Source organism: Iamia sp. (genome assembly GCF_035575815.1).
Taxonomy (GTDB): domain Bacteria; phylum Actinomycetota; class Acidimicrobiia; order Acidimicrobiales; family Iamiaceae; genus Iamia.
This window is the reverse complement of record NZ_DATLXO010000104.1, coordinates 1-4638: the sequence shown is the minus strand read 5'-3', so window position 1 is coordinate 4638 and position 4638 is coordinate 1. Positions and strand designations below refer to the sequence as shown.

Annotated in this window: 3 protein-coding genes and 1 pseudogene; 1 reads left to right on the top strand and 3 read right to left on the bottom strand. The window is 71.9% G+C overall.

What is annotated here, in order from left to right; all coding sequences use genetic code 11:
• Positions 1-1820: NAD(P)/FAD-dependent oxidoreductase (locus VNL12_RS11015; RefSeq protein ID WP_325594470.1), on the bottom strand; the 1820-nt coding region annotated here is incomplete at its 3' end.
• Positions 1813-3081, bottom strand: a complete 1269-nt coding sequence (locus VNL12_RS11010; protein WP_325594468.1) for a cytochrome P450 — start codon at positions 3079-3081, stop codon at positions 1813-1815. The genes VNL12_RS11015 and VNL12_RS11010, both read right to left, overlap by 8 nt.
• 16 nt (positions 3082-3097) lie before the next feature.
• Between VNL12_RS11010 and VNL12_RS11005 the strand changes: the two are divergent.
• A pseudogene (locus tag VNL12_RS11005) lies at positions 3098-4024 on the top strand (SDR family NAD(P)-dependent oxidoreductase).
• Positions 4025-4109: 85 nt separating this feature from the next.
• On the opposite strand, the gene VNL12_RS11000 reads toward VNL12_RS11005, so the two are convergent.
• Positions 4110-4638 (bottom strand): hypothetical protein (locus VNL12_RS11000; protein WP_325594466.1); only part of this gene is annotated, 529 nt, incomplete at its 5' end.

Below are 4638 nucleotides of genomic sequence, written 5' to 3'. Positions count from 1 at the left end.
TCGAGCTCGGCCTGGAGGCGCTCGTTGTAGGCGTCGTGGGCCTCGTCCGTGACCTCGAGTGAGCTGCCGGGCGCCTCGCGGACCAATGACGCGAGGGCGCCCATCACGTAGCGGACCTGGCACTCGGCGTGGAAGATCATGCTGCCGCCGTGGGCCAGGTTGGTGCCCGGGCCGTAGAGGCAGAACAGGTTGGGAAACCCAGGCACGGTGATGCCGAGGTGAGCGGTGGGTCGCTCGCCCCACCGCTCGGAGAGCACGACGCCGTCGCGGCCGATGATCTCCATGGGCCACAGGTAGCGGTTGGCGTGGAAGCCGGTGGCCCACACGATCACATCGACGGGGTGGAGCCGCCCGGTGGCGTCGACGATGCCCTCGGGCACGACCTCGGCGACGGGCTCGGTCACCAGCTCAACGTCGTCGCGGGTGAGCGCGCCGAGCCAGCTGCCGTTGTCCTGCAGGGTGCGCTTGCCCAGGCACACGTAGTCGGGCACGACCTTGGCCAACAGCTCGGGGTCGTCGCCGACCTGCTCGGCCATCCACCCCGTGAACACCTCCCGCGCCGCATCGTTGATCTCGCTGACGGCGCGCTCGGGATGCGGGTAGTCGGGGTCGACGCGCATGGCGGGTAGGCCGCCATCGCACGCCGGCCAGAACAGCAGGAACCGGTACCAGCGCCCGTAGAACGGCAGGTGGCGGATGGCCCAGGTGACGCCCGGCCCGACGGCGTCGTGGTAGTGCGGGTTGGGGAACATCCACGGCGCGGAGCGCTGGAACACGGTGACGTGCCCGGCTTCGGGGGCGATGGTGGGCACGATCTGGAAGGCGCTGGCCCCGGTGCCGACCACCGCGACCCGCTTCCCGGTCAGATCGGTGCCGTCGACCCACTGGGCCGAGTGCATGGCCACCCCGGCGAAGGACTCGCGTCCCGGGACGTCGGGCACCTTGGGCCGGTTGAGCTGGCCCACGGCGCTGATGACCGCCGCAGCATCGAGCACGTCCTCGGCGCCCGCCGCGCTCCGCACCGTCACCGACCAGCGGCCGGTGGCGTCGTCCCACCGGGCGCCCGTGACCTCGGTAGCGAAGCGGATGTGGTCGGCCACGTCGTGGTCCGCCGCGCAGCGCTCGAAGTAGCCCTGGAGCTCGGGCTGCTGGGCGAAGAACTCGGTCCAGGCGTCGTCGGGCGCGAAGGAGTAGCAGTAGAAGTGGTTGCCCACGTCGACCCGACACCCCGGGTAGCGGTTCTCGTGCCAGGTGCCGCCGACGCGCTGGTTCTTCTCGATGATCGTGTACGGGATGCCGGCCTGGCCGAGGCGGATGCCGGCGAGGATCCCCGACATTCCCGCCCCCACGACCACGACGGGGAAGGCGGAGCGGGCCGACGCGGTGGCGTCGCCGCCCCAGTCGGTGTCGCGGGCATCGGCGCCGTCGAGCTCGAGCTCCTCGAGCAGCAGGGGGACGTACTCCCCGGGCACCTCGGTGGCGACGAGGAACGCCATCATCTCGTGCACCAGCTCCGGCCCCGGCGGTGGGGGCAGCACGCATCCGCCGTCGCGGTAGGCGGCGATGGCCTCCAGGGCCTGGGTCTGCACCGCCGCCTGGTCCTCGGGGCTCATGAAGCCCTGCACCTCGTTGAGGTAGATGCCCACCGGGCGGAGCGGGCCGCGGATCCACGCCGGGTCACCGGTCATGTGCACCACCGACAGGAGCAACGTGGGCACGCTGACGTCGGCGAGGTGGCGAGCGATGGTGACGTCGTCGTCGGTGATGGGGAGCCCGGCGTGGCGGCTGCCGACGTCCTGGCCGGCCGTCGGATCAGGCACGGGCATCGACCCCCAGGCGCACCGGCACCCGCTTGTAGCTGTTGTTGAGGTTCGACCGCAGCCGCACCGGGTCACCGGTCAGCTCGATGGTGGCGAAGGCGGCCAGCAGCTCCTCGAAGAACACCCGCCCCTCCAGTCGGGCCAGGTGCACGCCGAGGCAGAAGTGCTCGGCGATGCCGAAGCTCAGGTGCGGGTTCGGGTGGCGACCGATGTCGAAGCGTTGGGCGTCGGCGAACACGGCGTCGTCGCGGTTGGCCGCGGTGTAGTACATCGCCACCTTGTCGCCCGCCGCGATGGGCACGCCGTGGAGCTCGGTGTCCGCGGTGGCCGTGCGGCGGAAGTAGTGCAGCGGGTTGGCCCACCGCAGGATCTCCTCGACCGCGCCGCCCATGAGCGAGGGGTCGGCCCGCAGCGCGGCGAGCTGGTCGGGGTGCTCGAGCAGGGCCAGCAGCCCCGATGAGAGCATGGTCTTGGTGGTGTCGTTGCCGGCGGTGACGAGCTGGACGAAGAAGCTGCCGAAGTCGACGTCGCTCATGGGCTCGCCGCCGAAGTCGCCCTCGAGGATCAAGGTGGTGAGGTCCTCCCGGGGTGGCTGGGACCTCCGCTCGCCGGCGAACGCGATGGCGTACATGGCCATCTCGATCGACGACGAGCTGATGTCCTCGCCGGCGACCTCCGGGTCCTGGCTGGCGGTCTGGCGCTCGGCCAGCCGGTGGAGCAGGGCCCAGTCGTCGACGGGCAGCCCCATCAGCCGTCCCATCACCTGGGTGGGCAGGTGGGCGGTCACGTCGTGGACGAGCTCGACCTCGCCGGCCTCGGCGGCGTCGGCCATCAGCGACCGGCAGATGCCGCGGATCTGGTCCTCGAGGCCGCCGATGACCGTGGCCTTGAACGTCTCGGCCAGCGGCTTGCGGTGCGTCACGTGCCGGGGCGGGTCCATGGCCAGGAGCATGTGGCGCATCATCTCGAGGTTCTCGGGGGCCAGGTCCTCGAGCACCACGCCGCCCTCGCTCGCCGAGAACAGCACCGGCTCACGGGCGACGGTGACCACGTCCGCGTGGGTGAGCACGGCGTGGAAGCCGGGCTGGCCGTCCACGTCCTCCGACCCCGCCCCTCGCGCGGGCGGGGTCGGCTCCGCCGAGGACCGTCCCATCGGCTGCCAGGCCACCGGGGTGGTGCGGCGGAGCTCGGCGAGCGCCTCGTGGGGCACACCGTCGGCGAAGGTCGCGGGGTCGACCAGGGCGAGGGGGGAGCTCGGCACGGCGCGAGTGTGGCCCATGACTGGACAGGTGTCCACCGAGGGGTTGCCGGTGGGGCAGACTGCGCCGGTCCCACCCCTCGCGCCATTAGCCACCATGCAGGATCTCGTCGGCAAGGTCGCCGTCGTCACCGGTGCCGGCAGCGGCATCGGCCGGGCACCGGCGCTGCGCCTGACGGCCGAGGGGATGCGCGTCGCCCTGGCCGACGTCGACACCGGGGCGTTGGGCGACACCGGACGCTTGCTGGTCGACGCCGGGATCGACCCCGGTGACGTGCTGGCCCAGCCGACCGAGGTGACCAGCGAGGTCGAGGTCGCGGCCCTCGCGGATCGGGTGTTCGGCGAGTAGTGCCGGGTCGACCTGCTGTGCAACAACGCCGGGGTGTTCGTGGGCGGCTTCCTGTGGGAGCGGCCCGCCGCCGACCTCGAGTTCGTGCTCGGGGTCAACGTGTGGGGGATCCTCCACGGCATCCGGGCCTTCGTCCCCCGCATGATGGCCCAGGGCACCGAGGGCCACATCGTGAACACCGCCTCGATCGCCGGCCTGCTGGGCACGCCCTACGCCGGGCCCTACAGCATCTCGAAGTTCGCGGCCTTCGCCGCCACCGAGGCCCTGACGTCGGACCTCGCGGCGATCGGGTCGCGGCTGAAGGTGACGGCGTTGTGTCCGGGCGTCGTGGCCACGGCCATCGCCACCGGCTCCGAGGGGCACCGTCCGCCGCAGCTGGCTACCGAGGCGACCGCGGACCAGACCCTGGTGACCGAGATGCTCGCCGACATCACCGCCGAGGGCATCGACCCCGCGGAGGTGGCCCGCATGGTGGTCGACGCCGTGCGGGCCGAGCAGTTCCTGCTGCTCACCCACCCGCACTACGCCGACGCGCGGGGCGAGCGGGCGGCCCGGCTGGCGACCGGCGCGCTCCCCGAGGGCGGCGACTTCACCTGAGCGACCTCACCTGAGGGCGGCGACTTCACCTGAGCGACCTCACCTGAGGGTCGGCCCCGGGGCCGGAGCTTCCTCTGGTCGCGCGCTAGTCGAGGAGCTCGTCGAGAGCCCGCTGCTCGGCGTCGGTCCAGCGCTCGACGAGCCGTCGCACCTCATCGACCTCGTCGTCGTCCAGGTGCTCGGTGCCCTCGGGAGTGATGCGGCACACGTCGATGTCGCCGCCCACGCTGGGCGAGGTGCGGGCCAGCGCGTCGAGGGTCCGCACCGAGGCGATCACGCCGTAGGCGACCTCGCGCTCGGTCATGTTGAAGTGGGCGAGGAGGGCGCCCGCCTGCTGGGCCATCGCCGCACCGCTGCCGATGGCGTGGAAGCCGATGTCCTCGTAGTGGCTGACCATGGCGTTCGGGTTGATCTCGACCACGAAGGGCCTGTCGTTGGAGTAGCCCGCGGCGAGGACGTAGGCCGAGGGCGTGCCCGCGGTCTCCTCGCCGGGCACCCTCTCGATGAAGTTGTCGTAGTGGTGCCGGAGCACGGGCAGGACCCGCTCCTGGATCTCGCGCCCGACGTCTTCTCCCTCGAGGATCGCGCCCGACGAGGAGCTGAAGATCCGCTCG